The sequence below is a fragment of the Nannocystis bainbridge genome (assembly GCF_028368995.1).
In the GTDB taxonomy this organism is placed as follows: Bacteria; Myxococcota_A; Polyangia; order Nannocystales; family Nannocystaceae; genus Nannocystis; species Nannocystis bainbridge.
In genome coordinates, this window is sequence record NZ_JAQNDL010000003.1 from 571,181 (window position 1) to 589,009 (window position 17,829).

General features: G+C 72.0%; 11 protein-coding genes. 6 read left to right on the forward strand and 5 right to left on the reverse strand.

Annotation, left to right across the window (positions count from 1 at the left end):
- Window positions 1-95 precede the first annotated feature (95 nt).
- From POL25_RS27685 to POL25_RS27695, 3 genes are all read left to right on the forward strand, one after another.
- A complete protein-coding gene (locus tag POL25_RS27685) occupies window positions 96-2,033 on the forward strand; it encodes an NAD(P)/FAD-dependent oxidoreductase (RefSeq protein ID WP_272089225.1) in 1,938 nt (645 codons plus the stop codon).
- Window positions 2,034-2,090: 57 nt separating this feature from the next.
- Complete coding sequence (locus POL25_RS27690; RefSeq protein WP_272089226.1) at window positions 2,091-2,408, forward strand: hypothetical protein; 318 nt, start codon at window positions 2,091-2,093, stop codon at window positions 2,406-2,408.
- Between the two features lie 157 nt (window positions 2,409-2,565).
- Window positions 2,566-3,300, forward strand: coding sequence for a hypothetical protein (locus POL25_RS27695; RefSeq protein ID WP_272089227.1), 735 nt, complete (start codon window positions 2,566-2,568; stop codon window positions 3,298-3,300).
- A gap of 147 nt (window positions 3,301-3,447) precedes the next feature.
- Here the strand turns inward: POL25_RS27695 and POL25_RS27700 are convergent, their stop codons facing one another.
- Window positions 3,448-4,698: a M15 family metallopeptidase gene (locus POL25_RS27700; protein WP_272089228.1), complete on the reverse strand. Its 1,251-nt coding sequence runs from the start codon at window positions 4,696-4,698 to the stop codon at window positions 3,448-3,450.
- Window positions 4,699-4,789: 91 nt separating this feature from the next.
- On the opposite strand from POL25_RS27700, the gene POL25_RS27705 reads away from it, so the two are divergent.
- Window positions 4,790-6,091, forward strand: coding sequence for an FG-GAP repeat domain-containing protein (locus POL25_RS27705; protein ID WP_272089229.1), 1,302 nt, complete (start codon window positions 4,790-4,792; stop codon window positions 6,089-6,091).
- 1,047 nt (window positions 6,092-7,138) lie between these two features.
- Window positions 7,139-9,046 (forward strand): IgGFc-binding protein, encoded by a 1,908-nt coding sequence (locus POL25_RS27710; RefSeq protein ID WP_272089230.1) that lies wholly within the window; start codon window positions 7,139-7,141, stop codon window positions 9,044-9,046.
- A 95-nt stretch (window positions 9,047-9,141) separates the two neighbouring features.
- Here the strand turns inward: POL25_RS27710 and POL25_RS27715 are convergent, their stop codons facing one another.
- From POL25_RS27715 to POL25_RS27725, 3 genes are all read right to left on the reverse strand, one after another.
- Window positions 9,142-10,788, reverse strand: coding sequence for a hypothetical protein (locus POL25_RS27715; protein WP_272089231.1), 1,647 nt, complete (start codon window positions 10,786-10,788; stop codon window positions 9,142-9,144).
- Window positions 10,789-11,124: 336 nt separating this feature from the next.
- Window positions 11,125-11,949 carry a phosphoribosylformylglycinamidine synthase subunit PurQ gene (locus POL25_RS27720; RefSeq protein WP_272089232.1) on the reverse strand — a complete coding sequence of 275 codons (825 nt, stop codon included), beginning with the start codon at window positions 11,947-11,949 and terminating at the stop codon, window positions 11,125-11,127.
- The gene (locus tag POL25_RS27725; RefSeq protein ID WP_272089233.1) at window positions 11,946-15,053 is read right to left on the reverse strand and encodes an AIR synthase-related protein; all 3,108 of its coding nucleotides are present in this window, start codon (window positions 15,051-15,053) and stop codon (window positions 11,946-11,948) included. The genes POL25_RS27720 and POL25_RS27725 overlap by 4 nt, the downstream gene beginning before the upstream one ends.
- 275 nt (window positions 15,054-15,328) lie before the next feature.
- Between POL25_RS27725 and POL25_RS27730 the strand changes: the two genes are divergently transcribed.
- Entirely contained in the window at window positions 15,329-15,913 is a 585-nt protein-coding gene (locus POL25_RS27730; RefSeq protein ID WP_272089234.1) for a hypothetical protein, read from the forward strand.
- A 192-nt stretch (window positions 15,914-16,105) separates the two neighbouring features.
- Here the strand turns inward: POL25_RS27730 and POL25_RS27735 are convergent, their stop codons facing one another.
- Window positions 16,106-17,590 carry a hypothetical protein gene (locus tag POL25_RS27735; protein WP_272089235.1) on the reverse strand — a complete coding sequence of 495 codons (1,485 nt, stop codon included), beginning with the start codon at window positions 17,588-17,590 and terminating at the stop codon, window positions 16,106-16,108.
- Window positions 17,591-17,829: the final 239 nt, after the last annotated feature.

The following is a 17,829-nucleotide window of genomic DNA, read 5'->3' on the forward strand; positions in this document are numbered from 1 at the left end:
GCGAGTCCGCGCGGGCGCCGTCGCGCGCGCTCCCGGGCGCCTGCGCCCGCGGTGGCACCCTGCCCGCGATCCGGCGACACTCTGACCCCGCGCCCATGGTCCCCGTCGATCGCCACCGCCTGACCAACCTCCCCTTCGGGCGCAAGCTGATGGCCTCGGCCGCCCTGCTCCTGGGCCTCGGCCTGTTCTTCGGCGGCTGGATCGTCAGCGTCCAGCTGACCCGGTGGCAGACCTCGACGGTCGCGCTGTTTCAGTGGGGCGAGCGGCTCGAGATCTTGCGCCTGCGCCACGCTCAGGTGTTCTGGGCCCTGTTCCTCGGCCACTTCGTCTCGCTGGCGCTGGTCACCGGCGTGTCCGCCTTCTTGCTGCGGCAGGTCGCCCTGGCCCGCGGCGCGCGCAAGGCGTTGATCGGCGGCCTCGTCATCCTCGGCGTGCTCGACATCGCCTGCTGGCTGCTGCTGCCGATGTGGGAGGGCGCCTCGGCGCTGCTCGGCGGCGCCATCATCCTCGAGTCGATCCTGCTGCTCTACGTCGCCCTGCACCCGCTGCGCGACATGTGGATCTACCGCCGCTGGACCGGCACCGGCGGCCCGCCGGTGCGCGTCGCTATCGTGGGCGGCGGCTTCGCCGGCCTCTACGCCGCGCTGCACCTCGACCGCCGGCTCGGCTACCACAAGGACCTGCAGGTCAGCGTCATCGATCGTCGCAACTACTTCCTGTTCCCGCCGCTCCTGCCGAGCGTCGCCGCCGGCTCGATCGAGACCCGCCAGGTCACCTACCCCTTCCGTCGGATCTTCGAGGCCGCCAACGTCACGTTCAAGAAGGAGAACGTCGACACCATCGACCTCGACACCAGGACCATCCGCGCCCGCGTCGACGTCGACGACAACCCGATCACCGGCGAGCCCGAGACCATCTGGTGCGAGACCCAGTACGACATCCTCGTCCTCTGCCCCGGCTCCGACACCAACACCTTCAACACGCCGGGGGTCAAGCAGTACGCCTTCTTCATGCGCGAGCTCGGCGACGCGATCGCCGTCCGCAACCACATCATCGACAACTTCGAGCGGGCCGCGCGTGAGACCGACGTCGAGCGGCGGCGCGAGCAGCTGACCTTCGTCGTCGTCGGCGCCGGGCCGACCGGCGTCGAGCTGGCGGCCGAGACCCGCGACCTCATCGACCACATCCTCATGAGCCGCTACCCCGAGATCGATCCGGGGGAGGTCGGCGTGGTGATGATCCAGTCCGGCGACCAGATCTTGCCCGGCTGGCACAAGACGGTGGTCGGCAGCGCCGAGGGTCGGCTGCGCAAGCTGCGGGTCGACCTCCGCCTGAGCCGCCGCGTCGTCAACGTCACCCCGTTCGCCGTCACCCTCGACGACGGCACCAAGATCGCCACCCGCACCTGTGTCTGGTGCGCCGGCGTCAAGCCGTCGCCGCTGCTGGCCGCCTGCAAGCTGCCGCTGCACCGCTCCGGCCGCGTCGAGATCGGCGACGACCTGCGGGTCAAGGGCCGCGACGACGTGTTCGTGCTCGGCGACGCCGCCTTCCTGCTCCACGAGGGTGTCCCGCTGCCGCCGCTCGGCCAGGTCGCGTTCCAGCAGGGCCAGCACGCCGCCACCAACATCGACCTGCTGATCCGCAAGCAGCCGACGAAGCCCTTCAAGTACTTCAACTTCGGCGCCCTCGTCTCGGTCGGCGACAAGTTCGCCGCCGTCGACCTGTTCGGCGTGCGGATCTCCGGCTTCATCGCCTGGTGGGTGTGGCGCACGCTCTACCTCGCCAAGTTGGTCGGCTTCGGCAACAAGGTCCGCGTCGTCCTCGACTGGACCCTCGACCTCATCGTCGAGCGATCGATCTCGCAGATCGCCGCCGACCGGCAGGACTTCTCGGGCAACAAGTTCGCCGACAACGTCCCGCTCGCCGCTCGCCCGCGCCCGCAGGACGGCGTGCCTGACGGATTGTCAGCGCCGCCGCCCCCGACCGTGCCAACCCAACAAGCCCCGGTGGCCCCGACCGCGCCGCCGGCCTGAATTGGCCGCCTCCTCGCGCGAACGGCCGCTGGCATCGTCCTTGCTCAGGGACGAGGTATGGTCCTCGCGCGCTCGCTCTTCGCCCTCACGCTCCTCTCCGGCTCGCTCGCCCACGCGGCCGCCCCCGCCTCCCCGGCCCCGGCTCTGACCCGGCCCGCCGAGGCCGTCGTGGCTGCGCGGATCCCCGTCACCTACCGCGACGTCTACGCGCTCGCAGGTGTCCTGAAGGACATCTTCGCCGTCCACCCCGAGCGCGGTGACGTGCGCGCCATCCTCTCCGACAGGAACGACTCGGTCCTCGTCGTGTTCGCCACCCCGACCGGTCACGCCGAGGTCCGCCGCGTCCTCGCCGGCCTGCTCCCCGGCCCGCCGTGAACCCACGCGCCGCGCGGCCGCTCGACCGGGCGCGCCTCGCGTCTGCGCGACCTCCTGCGCGCACCGCTCGCGCGACCGATCGCCGCGCGCTGCCGTTCGCCGCCCCATCGATCTCTCACCCGCTCCGAAACCGACCCGACCCAAAGGACATGTCCCCATGCGCAGCTTCCTCCGCACCCTCGCCTTCCCGATCGCTTGCGCCCTCACCGGCGCCGCCGCGGCCCTCTTCGTCGTCACCGTGAACCAGGCCCCCGCGCCCGCCTGCCCAGCGGCGCCCACGATCCATATCCGCCACGAGATGCAGGCGCTGGCCACGGCGCCCAGCCTCCACGAGCGACGAGCAGCCCGCGTCGCGCCCCCGCGCGTGGCTCCGGTCGCCTTTGTCCACCCCACCGTCGCCGCGCCCGCGCGCGTCGCCCCGGTCGCCTTTGTCCACCCGACCATCGCCGCGCCCGCGCCCTTCGACGACCCCAGGAGCCGCCTCGAGGTCCCGGCGGGCGCCGTGCGCTGCGTCGAGACCGGCCGCTGCGTCGTCGACCTCGGCTTCTACCAGACCCTCCGGCGCGACCCGTCGCTGCTGGCCCGCGAGGCGCACATCCTCCCCTCGCTGAAGGACGGCCACATGCGCGGCCTCAAGCTCTACGCGATCCGCTCCGGCAGCTTGCCGAGCCTGCTCGGGCTCAAGAACGGCGACCTCCTGACCCGCCTCAACGGCGTCCCGCTCGACCAGGAGGGCGGCGCCAGCATCGCCGGGGCAGTGGTGGGGCTCATCCGCGACCGCGAGCAGCCGATCATCCGCATGGACATCGAGCGCAAGGGCCAGCCGATCGCCGTCTCGATCGACGTCGCCTCGCTGAAGGAGGCGCTGCAACCCGCCTCCGCGGGCCACTGACCCGCGCTCGATAGGACATGCCCCTGAGAGCATGCTCCATGCGACATGTGCATGCGAGCATGTCCCTTGCGACATGTATCGATGTACGCCGCGAGGCGAAGGACGACCCGATCCAGGCGCGACGGATGAGCCGTCGCGCCCTCGCTTTCACGCCGCCGAGCCCCGGCGCCGGCGTGCGAGCAGCCCCAGCGCGGCCAGCCACCACGCACCGACCGGCGCCGACCCGCGGCAGCCGCAGCCCTCGTCCGTGCCCACGCCCGCGGTCCCGCTCATGCCTGCGCTCGCGTCGGGCGCGCCCGTGACCTCGTCCTCGCCCGTTGACGAATCCTCCCCCGTCTCCGCGCTGCCCGAGTCGCCCGCGCTCGAAGTCCCCGTCGAGCTCGGGTCCGCGGGCGGCGGCAACGGCAGCGGGTCGGATGGCAGCGGCGGCGCCGGGTTGACCGCCAGCACCCGGACCTCGAGCTGATCGTCCGGCGGACCGCCGCCGAGCGGCTCGTCGGCGAACCACGTCGTGCCCTCCTGCACCAGCGAGAGCGTCTGCGACACCTCGCCCGGGGCCGACGCGCACAGGCGGAACTCGAACCGGCCGACCGCCCCGGGCGCTACCTCGCCGGCGGTCGCCACCCGCGTCGACGACAGCCACGTGTTCGGGTCATGCAACGGCGACGGCTGATCGCGCGGCGTCGGGGCCAGCCGCGTGTCGCCGTCCCAGCTCGCGTCGCCGGTGTTGCGCAGATCGATCCACGCCTCGATGCACTCGCCGACGATCAGCAGCACCGGCGGCTGCGAGGCCAGCGGGAACGACTGCCCGACGTACTCGGCCCGGTAGTCCGGCGTCCCGCACGGCCCGCTCGTCGGCGGCCCGCCGCCCCACCACTCCCAGTGCCAGTCCTCGCTCGGCACCGTCGCCTCGAACCCGAACTCGTCGCCGTGCGCCTCGAGCCACCCGAGCACCCCGGCCGCCGCGGTGTTGAGGTCGAGCGCGTGCCCGCTCTGGTGATTGCTGTAACCTGGCTTCGCGGCCAGGTTGCAGTTGTTGCAATTGCAGTTGATGTAACAGTTGTAGAGGTACTGCTGCTCCGCCATCGTGCGGAACCCGCTGACGACCTTGATGCCGACGCCGTCGGCCGCGGCCGCCTGCTGCATCGCGTAGAAGGCGTTGGCGGTCTCGACCTCGACCGGCTTGCCGTCGACGGTGACGACCGTGATCGCGTACGGATCGCCCTGCACGTAACCGACGTCCTCGTGCTCGTCGCAGTCGATCGCGTACGTCGGCATCAGCGAGCCGTCGAAGTAGACCGGGTCGTCGGGCTCCGGCTCGTGCGGCCCGGCCCACGCCGGACCCGCGAGCACGATCGAACCGAGCGCGACGCCGACCATCCATGGTGCTTCGTGCATTTCCGCCCCCTCGTACCGCAATTAGCCCCGGTCCCGCGGGCGCGCAAGCCTCGCTTCTCGCCCGCGCGAGCCGGGCGTAACCTCGAGGTCCGTGATCGACACACGCGACGTCGTCCATGCGCCTCCTGGCCCGCTCTCCCTCGCCGCCCGCGGCGTAAGCCTGCCCGCGGCGGCGGCGTTTCGCAGGCCGATGTCCGCCCCTCGCTCGGTGCCCCGCGTCCTCGGCCTCGGTCTCCTCCTGTGCGACCTCCTCGCCTGCGCTCCGACGATCCGGACCCCGCTCAAGCAGGCCCTCCCCTCGGTCACCGGCGACTCGAGCACCGCCACCGGCCCCTGCCTCGGCGAACCCGCGCGCATCGATCTGGGCGGTCCGGCCGTCGGGGGTGCGCTCGCCGACCTCGACGGCGACGGCGTCAAGGACCTCGCGCTCGCGGCCCTGGGCCCCGGCGGCGGCGCGGCGGTGTTCTTCCGCCACGACGGCCAGGGCGGCCTCGAGCCGTCGATGCGCGTCCCGATCCCGCAGACGCCCACGGCGATCGTCGCGGGTGACTTCAACAACGACGGCCTCGACGACCTGGTGATCGGGGCCGCCGATCCGCCGGCGCTGCACGTGCTGCTGGCCCGCGGCCGCGGCGAGTTCATCGCCGGCGCGACGCCGCTGCGCGTCGCCCCCGAGGCGCTGTGGGTGGCCCGCGTCGACGGCGACGAGAGCCTCGATCTGCTGGCGCTCGACGCCGGCGGCAAGGCGGTCCGCACCCTGCTCGGCGACGGCCACGGCGAGTGGAAGGAGGGCAAGCGCAGCGCCCTGCCGGCCCGCGTGCAGCCGGCCGCGCTGACCCTGGTCGACGCCGACCGCGACCAGATCCTCGACCTGGCTGTCCTCGGGGACAGCCGCAGCGACGCCGTCGTCACCCTCGTCCGCGGCGACGGTCGCGGCGAGTTCGGCAAGACGCTGCAGCGACGGGTGGTCGGTCGCGGCGCGCGGGCCCTGCTCGGCGCGCCGCTGGCCGGCGACGACGGCCACGACCTGCTCGCCCTCGTCGACGCCGCGGGCCCCGGCGCGGGCAGCCCGGTCGCCGCCGTGCTGGTCCACAACGGCCCGCTCGAGTACGCGGCCGTCGGCTACTTCGTGCCCGGCCCGCTCGGCGACGCGACCCTGTCCGACCTGGACCGCGACGGCGACCTCGACCTCGTCAGCGCGGCCGCCGACGGCAGCGCCGTGCACGTCGTGCCCGGCGACGGCCGCGGCGGCTTCGCCCAGGCCCAGTCCCGCCGCGCCACCGGCCTCGGCGCCGCGGTCCTGGTGCTCGACGGCAACCGCCCCACGGTCCTCGCCTTCGGCCCCGGCTCGCAGCAGCTGCACGTGTTCCCGGTCACCCGCTGCGGCGGCTGAGCCTCCTCCGAGGTCGCCCGCGCGGACCGCAGCCGTCGCGGAGCCTCCGCACATGCCCCAAGGAACCTTCCTGAAGGTCATGCTGCGGACGAGCACCCGAATTCGCCGCCTCGATGTTCGAACATGCTCCTTCGAGCATGCTCCTTCGAGCATGTCGAAACGAACATGCTCTCTTGAACATGTCTTCGAGTGAAGTACGGCGAGAAGCGATACGCGGTGAGACGACCTGACCCTTCGAGCAGGCGGTCCTCGCCCGACGTCGTCCGCTCCTGAAGAAGGCCCCGCCGCGGATTCGGGGACCGCGCAGATCGTCTCGAGCGCGCAGCCGCTGCGACGATCGGGCTGGTTCTCGCGCGAGGGCCAGGCGCGCGATGGCCCCTCACGCGCAGATCCGTGCCCTCCGTGCGCGTCGAGCACGTCGGGATCGTGGCGTGCGCAGGGCTCGAGAACGCCTCCTCGCGCCGCGCCCGACCAGCTTCTCGGGTCGCGTGCGCCGACCCCCACCGTCGCCACCCGCCGCCCGGCCGGCGCGCCAGCAGGTGGGACGCGCTCGCCCGTACCGACCGGAGTTCAGTCGGTGAAGCCTCGCCTGCGACCGCGACGGCGGCGAAAGAAGAATTGCGAGGCTCGTCGCTCGCCGGTCGTTCTCGACCGTCGGCGGCGCACGCTGCCGGCGCAGCGGTCGAAAGCGCCGCGCAGTCTCGGCATCGCGCCCCACTCCAGCGATCGTCGACGACGCCGCGGGGTGCGGGATCGATCGCGCCGCACGTGCGAGCCTGCGCGACGCGTCTTGTTCGCCAGCGCGAGGTCGCGAGGCTCATGTCGCGCCGGTCGCTCGCGCGCCGCGTGCTCGTGCTCGCTGTCGCGGCGTCCGACGTCGTGGACCGCGGGAGCGAACTCGTGAACACAACAAACATCGAGAGCATGACAACGCCGACGACGATCACGTCGAAGGGGTCATATCGCGCCCGCGCCGCCCGCAGCACCGGTTTTCGCGCATTGTTGCGTGATCACCAACAGATTCTCCGCGGCGATACAGTTTCTGCGATGCGGTTCGGGCGGCTCTTGGCGAACGTGGCGGGCGGCGGCGTGGCGATCTTCGGAGCGCTCGCTTGCGGCGACGATTCGCCGGGTGCGATGACGATGCCGAACGAGAGCGCGACCGAGGTCATGGGCTCGACGTCGGCGCCCGCGCAGACCACCTCGGGCGAACCGTCGCCGACCACCACCGACGCGCCCACCACCGATCCAGGCACCGACTCCACCGGCGGACAGATGACCACCGGCGAGGTCATCGGGACCACCGCGGACACCACCGAGGCGACCGACGCGAGCAGCACCACGGGCCCCGGCGGGCCCCGCTGTCCCGCCGGCGAGCTCGCGTGTGACGGCGACGTCGCGCTCACCTGCGACGACGACGGCAACATCATCGAGACCACGCCGTGCCCCGAGGTGTGTGTGCCGACCCTCGGTTGCGTGCTGTGCGTGCCGGGCACCGACGTGTGCGACGGCCCCGTCTCGAAGCACTGCCGCGCCGACGGCCTCGGCCTCGAGGAGAGCCTGTGCGACCCGCTGCAGGGCCTGCTGTGCGAGCCTGACAGCGGCCGCTGCGTCGGCGACTGTGCCAGTGACGCCCTGACCGCCAGCTACATCGGCTGCGACTACTACCCGACGGTCACGCCCAACATCGTCGCCGCCAACTTCGACTTCGCGGTCGCGGTCTCCAACACCACCGACGAGCCGGCGCAGATCACCATCACCCGCGACGACGTGGTCGTCGACAGCTTCGAGGTCGCGGCGGGCGAGGTCGAGGTCGCCCCGCTGCCGTGGATCGCCGCGCTCAAGGAGCCCAAGGCGAGCACGATCGTCCAGGCCGGCGCCTATCGCCTGCGCTCCGACCGGCCGGTCTCGGTCTATCAATACAGCCCGCTCGAGTACGACAAGCGCGACAAGTTCTCCTACTCGAACGACGCCAGCCTGCTGCTGCCGACCAACGTGTGGGGCGCGGCGACCCGCGTGATCACCCGCAACACCTTCGGCGCGCTGCCCGGCGCCTACGTCGTGGTCGCGCGCATCGACGGCACCCTGGTCGAGCTCACCCCGTCCAAGACCGGCGCGCCGGTGCTGCCGGGCGGCGGCGTCACGGCCGACGGCCACGGCCAGGCGCTGCTCAACGCCGGGGATGTCCTTTTGGTCATCTCGGGCGTGGCCGGCGGCACGCCCGATCAGGCCGACCTGACCGGCACCCTCGTCAGCGCCTCGGCCCCGGTGCAGGTGATCGGCGCTCACGCCTGCACCAACATCCCGTTCGACAAGCAGGCCTGCGACCACCTCGAGGAGAGCAACCTGCCGCTGCAGAACCTCGCCAGCGGCTATTTCCTGACCACCCCGCTGGTCAAGCCGCCCAAGCAGCCGGCCGCCAAGAAGGCGCGCATGATCCGGATCGTCGCCACCGCGCCCGGCACCAGCCTCACCTACGACCCGCCGCAACCTGGCGCTCCGAGCATGCTCGAACAGCCAGGTGACTACGCCGAGTTCACCTCGGCGCACGACCTGTGGATCGGCGCCAACCACCGGATCGCCGTCGCCGAGTACATGCTCGGCCAGGACGCCGGCGGCAACACCGGCGACCCCGCCATGACCGTCGCCGTCCCGCCCGAGCTGTTCCGCACCACCTACGCCATCCACGCCCCCACCAACTACGAGAGCAACTACGTCAACGTGGTCGCCCCCACCGGCGTCACCGTGACCCTCGACGGCAACCCGGTCCCCGAGCCCGGATGGACGGCGATCGGCAAGACCGGCTGGTCGGTGGCCCGCCTGCCGCTCGCCAACAAGGGCGACGGTGACCACCGGCTGACCTCCGACCACCCCTTCGGCGTGCAGGTCTACGGCTACGGCCAGTACACGAGTTACTGGTACCCGGGCGGCCTCAACCTCGCGCCGCTCCCCTGACGGCCCACTCGGAGCGCAAACTTCGGACATCTCCTGGCCTGCACGGCGGTCCAGGCAGGTGAATTCATGCCCACCAGCGAGAGGATTTCGAACTCTCAGCCGTCGACGAGCGCGGAGATCGTGGCGACCTCGGCGTCCGCGCGTGTGAGAGCTGCCAGCATCTCGGCGGCGCAGGCGGCACGATCGGCGGACACCGCGAGGACCGCTGGCATGAGCGTGTGGAGATCGCGGACGGTGCAGACCCGGTCGAGCGCCGGGCCGAGCAGCTCGAGGGCTTCCGGGAGATGGCCCATCGCGGCGAGCTCGACGACGATCGGCGCCACCGCTGCGGCCGCCAGCGGCTCGAAGCGCGCCAGGGCCAGCGCCGCCTCGATCTGGTCGGTCGCCAGCCGGGCCGCGACGAGCTCCGGTTGCAGGTCTTGGATCAACGAGACCAGGCCCTCTTCGCCGACGAACGCGCGCTCCATCAAGGCGAGCGCGCCTGCCTCGTCGCCGCGCAAGCCGAGGGCCGCCGCCGCCGCGAAGATCGTCCTGCCGGGGCGCGCCTGGCGGAACCGCGCCGTCATGTCGGGCGCGTCGCGCCACTCGGCGAGCGCTCGCTCGAGGCGGCGCTGGCCCTGCGGCGTGAACCACTTGTCGTCGGCGACGAGGCCGAGCTCGCGTTGGCCGGCGGCGACTTCGACGACGAAGTTGCGTCCGTCGTCGAGCGTCGCAGCGACCTTGTCGAGGGCTTCGCGGGTGATCGCGGCGACGACCTCGCGGGCCCGCGGGCGATCGCTGCTGGCGTGCATCGCCGCGAACTCGAGGCGAGCCTCGCGCAACTCGCCGGCGGTCAGCAGCCCTTCGCCGTACTGCTCGACCATCTCGGGCTCGGCAGCCTCGGCGCTGGCCCGCCACGAGGGCGCCCGCGCATCGTCCGGGCACGCCCGCGCGAGCCGGGCGGGCAGCCAGCGCGGCGGGTACGCCAGCGCGAGCGCGCCGTCGGGGTCGCCGCCGCGGACGAACGCGTCCACCACGTCTCGTCGCAGGGGCCCGTGGAACCGCGGAGCGACCGCGGCGAGCTCGCCTGCAGCCAGGGCCGCGGCGATCACGGCCCGCCCGGCATAAGACGGCACGCCGATGAAATCGGACGCTTGCGTGTCGAGCACGTGCTGGCGCGCCTCGGCGGCCGCGTCGGCGTCGCCGCGGCGCGCGTGGAGGATCCACAGCGCCGCGGCGATGGCACAGTGAGCCTCGCTGGCGCGATCGATCCGCGGGAACGCGCTCGTGAGGGCCTCGAGGTAGGCGGTCTCCATCTCCGGGTCGAGCTGCGCGCGCACCAGATACCACGCCAGCTCGGCCGCATGCGCCTTGTCGGGGTTGCTGGGAAGCACGCGGTGGAGCGCGATCAACGACACATTCGCGTCGTCAAGCTCGTGCTGGACCAGCAGGTCGACCACCTGATCGTCCTGGCCCGCCGGGACGCTCGTGAAGGCCTCGGCGAGCAGCTCGCGCGCCAGCTCGTCGCGGCCGCCGTCGCGCAGCGCCTGGGAGACCCGGCTGAGGGCCGCCGAGCGCGAGAACCACCGGCCCTGGACCGGGTGGGCACGCGCCCACGCGAGGGCGAGCTCGAGCTCCCCCGCCGCAACGGCTGCCTCGCCGAAGGTCCAGCCGAGCCCGAACGCGATGTCGATGACGGCGAACCGCGGCAGCGCATGGCACCAGCGCCGGGCGCAGGCTTCGTGGGTCGCAGGCGTGGTCACGAGGGGACCATAGCAGTGACGCACGGCTCGGCGATATCCGCCACGGCTCCGGAGGTCGCGACAGTGGCAGGTCCGCCGCCGGTGTACGGCCCGGGCCGTACCTGTCACTCGGTGCCGACCTTGCTCGCCGGGGCGGGTGAGGCCCCTACGTGCTCAAGGCGTCCGCCCGCCATGCGGCCTGGCGACCGCGCTACGGGCCATTTGCCAGTACACCCGCGACGGGTACCCGGGCGGCATCGCCTCTGAAGTTTCCGAAGGGACATGCCCTCACGGACATGCCCCATGCGTCATGCCCCATCGGACATGCCCCATCGGACATGCCCTCGCGGACATGCCTTAGCGCGACGCGATCGCCCGCACGCCGCCGGCCAGCAGGTGCAGGCCGAGCCCGTGCTCCGGCAGCGTCCCGGCCTCGCGCTGGGCGATCCAGTGCGGGTGGTTCTCCGGGTACAGGTACGCCTCCGGGTGCGGCATCAGCCCGAACACGCGGCCGCTCGGGTCGCACAGGCCGGCGATCCCACCTGGCGAGCCGTCGGGGTTGTCGGGCCAGCGCTCGGTCGGCGCCCCGGTCTCGTCGGCGTAGCGGACCGGGATGAGATGCCTGTCCTCGAGGACCTGTCGCAACGGACCTGTCTCGAAGACCAGCTTGCCCTCGCCGTGGCGGCTCGGCAGCTCGATGGTCGGCGGCAGGTCGCGGGTGAACACGCACGGGCTGGCGCGGTCGACCGCCAGGCGGACCCACGCGTCCCAGTAGCCGAGGCGGTCGTTCATCACCAGCGAGACCCGCTGCTGCAGCCCGGGCTCCAGGCCCGGCAACAGGCCCAGCTTGACGATGGTCTGAAAGCCGTTGCAGATGCCGAGCACCAGCCCGCCGGCCTCGACGTGGCGCTGCAGCCGTTCGCCCATGCGGTAGCGCAGGCGGTTGGCGAACACCCGGCCGCTGGCGATGTGGTCGCCGAAGCTGAAGCCGCCGATGAACACCACCAGCGGGTGGCCGGCCAGCGCGTCGTCGTCGGCGATCGCGTCGGCGACGTGGCGCGCGGTCACCCGGGCCCCGATCGTCTGCAGCGCGGCGCACGTCTCGGCCTCGCAGTTGAGGCCGTAGCCGGTCAGGACCAGCGCGCGCACCTCGGCGGCGCCCTCGATCGCCAGCGGGTTCATCGCTGCACCTCCTGCGCCCGCGCCGGCAGCGGCGCCGGTGGCCCGTGCAGCGCCGCCGGGCGGAACCGTTCGCGCAGCGCCGCCGCCGTCAATTCGACGATCGTCTGGGCTCCACGGCGCACGCGGAGCCAGCCGCCGCCGTCCTCGCCCGGCGCCGCGACCTGCCCCAGCGCCTGCAGCCCGTGCCCGCCGAGCCGCGCGGTCAGCTCGCCCGCGGCCGCCGGCTTGCACGTGAAGACGATGCGCCCGGTGCTCTCGCTGAACAGGAACTCGGCTGGCGTCAAGGACATGTCCTCCGGGACCGGTCGCAAAAGCTCATCGGTGACGGCGACCTCGAGCCCGAGCTCGCCGGCCAGCGTCATGTGGGCCAGGGCGACCGCCAGGCCGCCGCGGCCGGCGACGTGGGCCGAGCGGACCAGGCCGGCGTCGCGCGCCGCGGCGAAGGCGGCGTAGCGGGCCGCCGCGGCCGCGAGGTCGGTCGTCGGCACGCCGTGCAGGACGAGCCCGCGCTGGCGCGACAGCTCGCTGCCGCCGAGGTGCCGGCCGGTCGGGCCGAGCACGAACACGAGGTCGCCAGCGGCGATCGGCGCCAGGTCGAGGGCGCGCCGCACGTCGGGCATCTGACCGATCACCGAGACCAGCAGGGTCGGCGGGATCGAGATCTTCACGCCGCCGAGGTGGGCGTCGTTCTTCATCGAGTCCTTGCCGCTGACGAGCGGGACCCCGAACGCCTCGCAGGCGGCCCGCAGGCCCTCGCAGCAGCGCACCAGCTGGGCCAGCTTGTGCTCGCCGTCGGGCGTCTTGTCGCTCTGCACCGGGTCCGGCCAGCAGAAGTTGTCGAGCGCCGCCAGCCGATCGATCCGCGCCCCCGCGCACAGCGCCCGCCGCACCGCCTCGTCGACGCACGCGCGCGCCATCGCGTCGGTGTCGAGGTCGCCGTAGTGCGGGTGCACGCCCTCGGCCAGGATCACGCCCTCGGGACGCAGGTGACGCGCGCGCATCACCGTCGCCGTCGACGGCACGTCCTGACGGGCCCCGACCCACGGCTTGACCACCGACAGGCCCTTGACCTCGTGGTCGTAGCGGCGCCCCAGGTGCTCGTGCGAGGCCATGTTCGGCCGCACCAGCATGTCCAAGAGGTCATGGCCGATCGAACCTGGCGCATCGGCCAGGCGCTGCTCGCCGAGCACCGCGGCGACCGCTGCCGGCGCGCTCTCGGGCCGCGCCGGCGGGCTCCAACGGGCCCGCAGCGGCACCCGCGGGGTGCCCTCGTGGAGGAACTCGAGGCCCAGGTCGAGCACCGGCTTGCCGGCCCAGGTGGCGCGCAGCCGGCCGCTGCTCGTGAACTCGCCGAGCGGGGTGGCCTCGACCTCGCGCCGGCGGGCCAGCTCGAGCAAGGCCTCGAGCCTGTCCTTCGGGACAGCCAGCGTCATGCGCTCCTGAGCCTCGGAGATCAGGACCTCCCACGGCATCAGCCCGGGGTACTTGAGCGGCGCGAGCGCGAGGTCGATGTCGGCGCCGCCGGTGAAGGTGGCCATCTCGCCGATCGACGACGAAAGGCCGCCGGCGCCGTTGTCGGTGAGGCCGCTGTAGAGCCCGAGCTCGCGCGCCTCGGTCAGGAAGTCGGCGACCATCTTCTGCGTGATCGGGTCGCCGATCTGGACCGCCTGCACCGGCGACGACTCGTCGAGCTCGACGCTCGAGAAGGTGGCGCCGTGGATGCCGTCCTTGCCGATGCGCCCGCCGAGCATGACGACGACGTCGCCGGCGCGCACGACCTTCTCGGCGGTCGGGCGCCCGGCCGAGGTCACCGGCATGACCGCGACGGTGCCGCAATAGACCAGCGGCTTGCCGGCGTAGCGGGCGTCGAACAGCTCCCAGCCGCGGCTGTAGGGGATGCCGGATTGATTGCCGCCGTCGATGACGCCGCGGTGCACGCCGTCGCGGATCTTCCGCGGATGCATGAGCCCGGGCGGCAGCTGGCCGGCGAAGTCGGGCTCGCCGAAGCAATAGCCCCACACGTTGGTCAGCAGGTCGGCGCCGAGGCCGGTGCCGAGGCTGTCACGATTGACGCCGACGATGCCGGTCATGGCCCCGCCATACGGGTCGAGGGCCGACGGCGAGTTGTGCGTCTCGACCTTGTAGACGAGGTGATCGGCGTCGCTGAAGCGGACCACGCCGGCGTTGTCGTGGAACACCGAGACGAGGAACGGCGCGTCGCCGTCGTCCGCCGCCCGGGCCGCCGCGATCGCCTCGGTGGCCCCGCGGATGTACGTGCGGAACAGGCCGCGATCGATCGTCCGCGTGGCGCCGTCAGGGTCGGTGTACTCGATCGGCGCGGCGAAGATCTTGTGCTTGCAGTGCTCGCTCCACGTCTGCGCCAGGCACTCGAGCTCGGCGTCGGTCGGGTCGCGGCCGAGATCCACGAAGTGGCGCTGAATGGCCCGCATCTCCGTGAGCGTCAGCGCGAGCATGCCCTGCGTGCTGATCCGCATCAGCGTCGCGTCGTCGGCCGCGCCCAGCGCCACGGTGGCGACCACCGCCTCGTGGACCCCGCCGGCCCGCGGCACCGCGAACGCCTGCGGCCGCGGCGAGCGCTCGAGCGTCGCCCGCTCGATCAGCGGGTTGTGCAGCTCTCGCGCCGCTCGCTCGGCGTGGGCCTCCTCGAGGCCCCAGATCGCATAGGTGGTGCCCGTATAGACCTGCCCGCGCAGGGCCCGGCCGAGGCAGTCCTCCGCGGCTCGCTTGACGCTGGTGCCGACGCTGTCGGTCACGCCGGGGCGAAAGCCGATCGTCAGCAGCCAGGGATGGCCGGCGGCCCCCGCGGGCGCGCCGAAGTCGTCGGCGAGGGCGCCGATGGCCCCGACCTCGGCGACCGGATCGGTGAGCGCCGCGAGCACCTGCCGGGCCTCGTCCGGGCTGATGTCCAGATCGAGCCAATAGACCTTGCGCGACCGCAGGCCGGTCGGGTGCAGACCCGCGAGCTGCGCACCGGTCGCCGTCGCCAGCGCGTCGCTCAGGTCCGGCCGTACCGCGATCTCGAGCCGATACGTGCAGAGCTCGGGGACCGTCTCATGTGGATGCTCCGCTGATCGCTGGGCCACGGGGCCTTGCTTGGCGCAGGACCACTCCGCTGTCAATCGCGCCTCCGGCCGGCTAGAGAGGAGTTTCCGCAAGGTCGAGCCTTGACAACCGCGATCCCGTCATGCAAAAGTCCGGACGAGGCTGACGCTTGGAGTGTCTGGTCTGGCGACTTCGTCGCCGTGACGAGTCGCTCGCTCGTTGTGATTTCCGTGGCGTCGGCACGGCCCTTTACGGGCTTCGCATACCGCTCCGAGGTTCATCTGTGAACAATCTGCCCCCCGGCCCTGCGGGCCTTGTGGACGATCGGCAAGAGCCGGTCCGTGACGCTTGGGCCGAGTCCCTGCGCGAAGTATTCGTCGACGTCATCAAGCAGCTGCCGAGCACCGTCACGCTCGGCGAGTTGGTCGAGGTCACGCGACAGAACCCCGCCCTCGCCCCGGTGCTCGATCACTACACCGTCCAGGAGCTCATCGACCTGGTGAAGGACCGCCCGCGCTCGGCCGACCCGCTCGGCGCCGCCGCTGCGGCCGCCGTCGCCGCCGCCGCCGCCGCCAAGGTCAGCGAGCCGCAGTTCGACGAGGACGGCAACCCGCTGCTCGACCTCGACGCCGGCTCGGCCGTCATCCGCCGCCGCGCCGACGCGCCCGACGGCGACCTCCGCCTGCTGCGCGCCCTCCTGCGCCAGAAGACCGGCCGCCGCGAGCCCGAGCTCGTGCAGGCCACCGGCCTCGCCTCCGACCAGGTGCGCCTGATCCTCCGCAACCTGCGGACCCGCGGCTACATCCACATCGAAGGCACCGGCGTCAAGCGCCGCGTCAAGATCACCCGCCACGGGGCCGGCTACCTGCGCAAGCTCGACCCCACGGCCGTGATCGCCTGAGCTGCTCGCTGTCCCGCGGAGCATGTCCTCCGCGCCATGCTCGTCAGGACATGTCCTGAAGCGCATGTGCTCTCGGTCGTCCGCGACGCGTCCGCCCCCCTGACCTCCCCCGCGCACGAAAAGCCCCGCCGCGTCGCCGCGAGCGGGGCTCTCGTCACGCCCAGATACGGATGGTAGGGCGGCGGCGCGGGCTCAGCCCGGCACTTCCAGGGTCTCGCGGAGGATGCCGGCGAGGCAGTTGATCGCGTCCGAGAAGTCGTCGTCGCAGATCGACTCGATGCAGCAGCGGACCTTGTCGTCCTCGTTCAGCGACTGGCACACGTCGATGACGCGGGTGTTGGGGATCGCCTGGCCGGTGGCGGCGTCGGTGCAGCCGGGCCCGATGCCGAAGTCGTACTCCTTCTGCGCCGGGCTGTCGGTGTCGCCGGGCAGGATGTCGCCCTGGTTCCACACGCGGTAGACGAGGTCGAGCACGCCGCCGGCGGTCGGCTCGAACGGCGGCTCCGGGTTGTGCTCGGTCACCTTCGGCACGCCGAGGATGCCGAGCATGATGACGTCCTTCTTCTTCTGCTGGACCAGGTTGGTCTTGAGGTAGCCGATGTAGCGCGACAGCGGCTGCAGCACGCCCTTGTCCTCGGACATGCAGCTCTCGTAGATGCCGTCGGCGTTGGCGTCGACGCACGACACGCCGGCGTTGAAGCACGTCGCGCTGGTCGGCTCGTCCTTGACGCCTGGCTGGCCCGGCGTGTCCTCCCAGTACTGGTTGAACATCGGGTCGCTGGCGAGCTGCGGGTCGAAGTACTTGTAGTCCTTGACCGAGCACTCTGCCTCGTCCGTCAGGACGACGATCGCCAGCACCGCGCCGTCACGCAGGAACGGCTTGTTGCCCTGGTTCCACGGCTTGTTCGGGTCGAGCGCCTGCAGCATCGTCTCGAGCGGCGCCTCCATGCCGCAGCCGTCGATGCCCTGCGGGCCGATGCACGACAGCGCCTGCGCGACCGGGTCGCCGCCGTTCGGGTCGGCGTTGAGGATGTTGTCCTGGTCGAGCTGGAAGTTGATGAACGGGTCCGACGGGACCACCGAGCCCTTGCAGCCGTTGTTGCAGGCCTGCTCGACCTGGACCGGGTTGGCGCCGAGACCAGTGAAGCGGCCGATGCGGTCGACGCACGCGGTGTTGATCGGCGCGCCCTTGGCCGGGTCGTAGTCGGGCTTCTCGAACGGCGAACACAGCGGGTGACCGAAGTCGGTCGTCGTCACCATGATGTTGATGTTCGCGTTCACCGGCTTCTCGTTCTCGTCGGTGACGTTGCGCAGCTTGTCGATCAAGTACGGGAAGTTGGCCGCGAGGTTGGTCTGCTCCTCGCCCATCGTCCCCGAGTTGTCGATCACGAACAGCACGTCGAGCAGGTTGCACGCCGAGTCGGTGCCGCAGCTGCTCGCCGACGAGTCGTCCGGCGGCAGGTCGAACTTCATGCCCCCGGTCGTCGGGTTGACCGAGGTCATGCCCTCGGTCTCGTCAGGACCGGAGGTGAGCGTCAGGCCACCGGCGATCCCCGTCATCTGATTGGTGGTGACGTTGTCGGTGTCAGCCTTGTTGTCGTCGCCGCAACCGAAGAGCGCGAGCCCGAGCACGGAGAGGACGGTGAGGCGCTGTAAGTGTGAACGCTGAATGGTCATGTGAGCTCCCTGGCGGGCCGTGCCGCGCGAGCAGTCCTTCGTGCCACCATCGCACATGCTCGCAGCACAGCGCCACGGAAATTCGTGGCGCTAAGCGTGAGGCATTCCGTCCCCACGTTCGCAAAGATGGGCGAGAGAACTCACGATTACGTGCGACGCCTTCGCCCTGCGATGACACGGGCGGCAGCACCGCCGGCCATGCACGCGAACTTCGTCGCGCACTGTCCGAGCGCGCGCGC

Bases quoted from the DNA above. Each gene is read 5' to 3' on its own strand.
- POL25_RS27690 (WP_272089226.1), top strand. From the start codon at position 2,091: ATGGTCCTCGCGCGCTCGCTCTTCGCCCTCACGCTCCTCTCCGGCTCG.
- POL25_RS27695 (WP_272089227.1), top strand. From the start codon at position 2,566: ATGCGCAGCTTCCTCCGCACCCTCGCCTTCCCGATCGCTTGCGCCCTC.
- POL25_RS27700 (WP_272089228.1), bottom strand. From the start codon at position 4,698: ATGCACGAAGCACCATGGATGGTCGGCGTCGCGCTCGGTTCGATCGTG.
- POL25_RS27710 (WP_272089230.1), top strand. From the start codon at position 7,139: ATGCGGTTCGGGCGGCTCTTGGCGAACGTGGCGGGCGGCGGCGTGGCG.
- POL25_RS27720 (WP_272089232.1), bottom strand. From the start codon at position 11,949: ATGAACCCGCTGGCGATCGAGGGCGCCGCCGAGGTGCGCGCGCTGGTC.
- POL25_RS27685 (WP_272089225.1), top strand. From the start codon at position 96: ATGGTCCCCGTCGATCGCCACCGCCTGACCAACCTCCCCTTCGGGCGC.
- POL25_RS27735 (WP_272089235.1), bottom strand. From the start codon at position 17,590: ATGACCATTCAGCGTTCACACTTACAGCGCCTCACCGTCCTCTCCGTG.